Source organism: Kitasatospora sp. NPDC093558 (genome assembly GCF_040683475.1).
Classification (GTDB): Bacteria; Actinomycetota; Actinomycetes; order Streptomycetales; family Streptomycetaceae; genus Kitasatospora.
Map to the genome: position 1 here is coordinate 1 of NZ_JBFBDY010000591.1, position 3,849 is coordinate 3,849.

Sequence of the window (3,849 nt, forward strand, 5' to 3'; positions counted from 1 at the left end):
ACCGCTACGCGACCCCGCTCGCCCCGCTCATCGAGGCGCTCCGAGCCGACCTGGAGACCGGCCACCGCCAGGAGGACCGGCGCCGGACCGAGGGCCGCCCGGGCCCCGAACTGCTGCGCCTGGCCACGGCGGAGGTCGCCGACCACGTCGAGCGGTGGGGAGGTCGACCCCTTGTCGGAGGCATCGGGCATGATCGGCGGTCGGATCGCGGGAGCGGGAGGCAGGGCGTGAGCGCCACGGGTGTGTGGGTCGTCGGCACGGTGACCGACGAGCAGGTGCGGGAGCTGCTGCTCGCCGCCGTCCGGAGCTCGCCGCCGCCCCGGCCGTCGGCAGCCGCGGGTGTGACGGCCGCGGGTGTGACGGCCGAGCTGGGCTGGTGGCGCGGGTTGGCGGGGGCGTCCCTGTTCACCGAGCAGACGGCCGGCACCGGGGGGTGGACCGCCACGGAGGACGCCTTCCGGCTCTACCGGTTCTTCGACGGATGCCAGGACGACTCCGACGCGGTGGAGGAGCTGCGCGACGCCGTGCTGGAGCAGTTCCCGCCCGAGGGCGGAGAGGGCCTGTTCGCGGCCACCGCTCGGAAGGCCAACCCCTTCTGGGCCCTCGCCTACGCGCTCGGTGCCGAGTCCGCGCTCCAACTGCCGGGCTGGTTCGGGGACTTCCTGCTCGACTCCGCCCAGGTGCGGGCCTGCCTGCCCCGCGCCGAGGCGGCCCTGGCCGTGACCGGCAGCCGGCGGCGGGACGTGGTCGAGCGGATCCACGCCTGGCTGGACGGGCTCGGCGACGACCCCGCCCACGACGCCGACGCCCTCCTCGACGGGCCGCTGCGCGTGTTCCGGCACGCGGCCCGTACCGGGCAGGGCGTCGCCGGGCAGACGCGCTGGTATTGAGGGGACGTTGCAGATCCACCCGGGCGCGGACGGGCGGGTGCGGGTGCGGGTGCGGGTGCGGCACTGGCCGTGGCGGCGGTGGTGCCGGTGGGGGCGGCCACCACCAGGGCTCACCACGTCTGAGTATCCGTACTCATGCCGTGTGCCACGTGCGTGCGGCAGAATCGGTCGTTGGTTCGAGATCACCGAGGGGACGGCGCGGAACGTGGCTTTGGCGGGGGAGCAGTTGGCGGGTGATCGGCGGTGGGCCGGGTGGCGTGTCGTCCTGGGGTCCAGGACCGGCAGGTCGGCGGCGGTGGGGGCCGCGCTCGGGACCGTCGGGTTCCTGCTCACCCTCGTGCCGTGGGATGACGTCTTTCGGTGCGGCGGGCCGGGGTGGAGTTGCCTCGGCCTGGGACTGCTCGTCCTCGCCGTGCTCGCCGTCGTGGGCTTCCTGGTGAGCTGGCTGGCACTGCGGCTGGTGGGCGTCCGGCTGGCCTGGCGGGTCGCCGTCGCGCTCGTTCCGCTCGGCTGGCTGGAGACCGAGCTCCGCGACCGGGCCGGCGCTTGGGGCCTCCCGGACGCGCTGCTCCCGCTGACCACCGCCGCCCTGTTCGCGGTCGCGGCCGTCGTGACCGCGAACAGGCCGCTGCTCTGGCGGCCCCGGATCGCGCTGCTGGTCGCCCTCGTCCTGCTCTGGCCGCTCTCGGCCCTGGCCGGAGGCCACCGCGCGGACGACCGCCTGCGGAGCGAACTCGTCGGCGCCGGCGTCCCGTTGTACGCCCCCGACGTCACCGGCTACCGTCTCAGGACCCCGATGGCCAGCAAGCCCGGCGCGTGGTTCGGCTTCCTCATGCTGCCCGACCGGCCGGGCGTCGACCCCGACGACCCGAACCGCTGGGGGATCCGGGTCACCGTGGAGCACGTGTCACCGGCCTTCAAGCCGCCGCACTGCGAAGCGCTGGACCTGGGCAGCACGGTGAACGGCGACGGCTGCGAGCAGGTGGCGCCGGACACCTGGCGCCGGGCCAACCCGTACGTCGTCTTCTACTTCGTGCGCCGCGGCGACGACCTGATCGTGCTGTCCGCGGACGGGAAGAACAACACCGAGGCCGAACTGCGCACCCTGATATCGACGTTGGCCGTGCGCGACGCGGACTACTTCCTGGGCTGAGGCTTGGCCTTATGAGGGGCGGAAGTCGCTCCGGGCGTATTGGGCGCAGGTGGCGTGGGCCATTCTCAGCAGGGCTCGTTCGGGGAGTCCCGTCGCGGTGGAGGGTGTGGCGGCGAGGCGGCTGAGCCTGTTCAGCGCGTGGTGGAGGTCGTCGGTGACCCGGCTCGTCGCGTCGGCCAGCGCGGCCCGGTGGTCGAGGCCGGTGGCGGTGGCGGCGTCCTGGTGGATGCGGATGGCGGTGACGCCGCCCTCGGCCCGTTCGCGGGCGTGGGTGGCCAGGTCGTTGGCGAGGCGCACGCACAGACTGGCCTGCATCGCGAGTTCGTCGAGCTGCGCCGGGACGTGCGCGGTGGAGGGATCGTCGAGCAGGATCAGGACGGTGAGGTAGTAGGCGAGTCCGCCCACGGACGCTCGCGCGCTGCCGATGTATTCGGCGTAGTCGGGGAGTTGGGCCAGGGATTCGGCCAACAGCGCTTGTTGCCAGGTGTGTTCGTGCCGCATCCCGGTCATCACCAGCTGGAAGTTGTGGGTGAGCTCCGGTCGTAGGGGTGTGAAAAAGCGGGTAGCGCGACAGCTCGGCGACGATCGTCTCCAGCAGGGGCAGGAGCGTGTCGCCCGGCCGATCGGCGGGTGGGTCCTCCCCGGCGAGTACGGCCAGGTAGCTCGCGCAGCGGTGGTCGAGTTCGGCCGTGGTCAGGCCGCCGGTGTCGAACATGTCGTCCAGGGCGTAGACCCACATCATGGCGCGCGTCATCAACGTCAGGGCCGGGACCGGGAGATGAGGGGTGGCGTGGGCCATGACGGCGGCCAGCGGTTCGATGGGTCCCTGCGGGATGTCCGGGTGCGCGGCTGCCCATGCGCGGACGGCTCGGGCGGTCTCCCTGGCCGAGTTGTCGGCGCCTGCATCGACAGCGTGCGGGGTGTGCGGGCGCGGTGGGGTGACGGGCAGCCGCTCGGTGGCCGCCAGCGCGGCGGTGATGGCGGCCTGGACGACGGCGCGCGGCGTGTAGAGGTCCTTGTCCTGCCACAGCGGCGGGTCCGCGCGGGTGGTGCCGAGGAGGAACGCGCGGGCGGATCTGAGCAGTTCGAGGTCCCTCGGGTCGGGGGATGCGTCACGGCAGCGGCTCAGTGCCAGGACGGCGTACGCGGTCTCCTCCCTGCTGCCGGCGCCCAAGCCGAAGGCACCATCGGGGTGTTGGGCGCTTCGGAGCCAGGTGAGTGCCCGTTCCACTGCGTGACGTGCCCGCGGGCCGCCGTACTCGTGCAGGGCGGGTGTGCAGCAGTGGACCGCGTAGAAGGGGGAGGAGTGCCACTTGTCGCTCCACGTGCCGTCCGGCTGCTGGGCGTCGCACAGCCACGAGACGACCTTGGCGATCGCTTCGTTCGTCCACGCGTCCGGGCCGGCGGGCTGGCGGTTGTGTCGGCGGTGCAGGCCGAGGGCCTCCAGGACGTGGGCGTTCGCCGTGGGCGACGGGGTGTCCTCGCCGACGTAGCAGGCGAAATGGGTGGGGGTTTCGAACCGGCGGAGGGGTTCGGGATCGCGGACCTCGCCCAGCAGGCCCAGCAGGTACAGCGCGGCGGCCGTGTCGTCGCTGTCCGGCGGCAGGCCGGGGGCTCCGCAGGCACCGTCCACACCGAGCAACTCGCCCACCCGGGGCCGGAGATGCTCGTGGTCGCCCACGTCGCAGCCGGACGGCAGGAGCGTCTCGAGCAACCAGAGCCGCTCGAACGGGGCAGTGGGTGTAACCGACGGTGCCAGGCCGCCGTTCGCGCGTGTGTCCTCGGCCAGCGCCCGGGCGCGCCCGG

The 3,849-nt window shown here is 73.4% G+C and carries 3 protein-coding genes and 2 pseudogenes; 3 read left to right on the forward strand and 2 right to left on the reverse strand.

All coding sequences use genetic code 11. The features are described from left to right. Nucleotides 1-890 (forward strand): annotated as a pseudogene (locus tag AB0O00_RS32060) (hypothetical protein); the annotation flags it as partial. 295 nt (nt 891-1,185) lie between these two features. Next, the gene (locus AB0O00_RS32065) at nt 1,186-2,043 is read left to right on the forward strand and encodes a hypothetical protein (protein WP_363657767.1); all 858 of its coding nucleotides are present in this window, start codon (nt 1,186-1,188) and stop codon (nt 2,041-2,043) included. A gap of 9 nt (nt 2,044-2,052) precedes the next feature. On the opposite strand, the gene AB0O00_RS32070 is transcribed toward AB0O00_RS32065, so the two are convergent. Both AB0O00_RS32070 and AB0O00_RS32075 read right to left on the reverse strand, forming a co-directional pair. Further along, nucleotides 2,053-2,667: a terpene synthase family protein gene (locus AB0O00_RS32070; RefSeq protein WP_363657770.1), complete on the reverse strand. Its 615-nt coding sequence runs from the start codon at nt 2,665-2,667 to the stop codon at nt 2,053-2,055. A 574-nt stretch (nt 2,668-3,241) separates the two neighbouring features. Continuing rightward, nucleotides 3,242-3,490: pseudogene (locus AB0O00_RS32075) on the reverse strand (prenyltransferase); the annotation flags it as partial. On the opposite strand from AB0O00_RS32075, the gene AB0O00_RS32080 reads away from it, so the two are divergent. After that, a partial coding sequence (locus tag AB0O00_RS32080) for a hypothetical protein (RefSeq protein WP_363657768.1) occupies nt 3,461-3,849 on the forward strand: 389 nt, incomplete at its 3' end. The pseudogene AB0O00_RS32075 and the gene AB0O00_RS32080 sit on opposite strands and share 30 nt — an antisense overlap.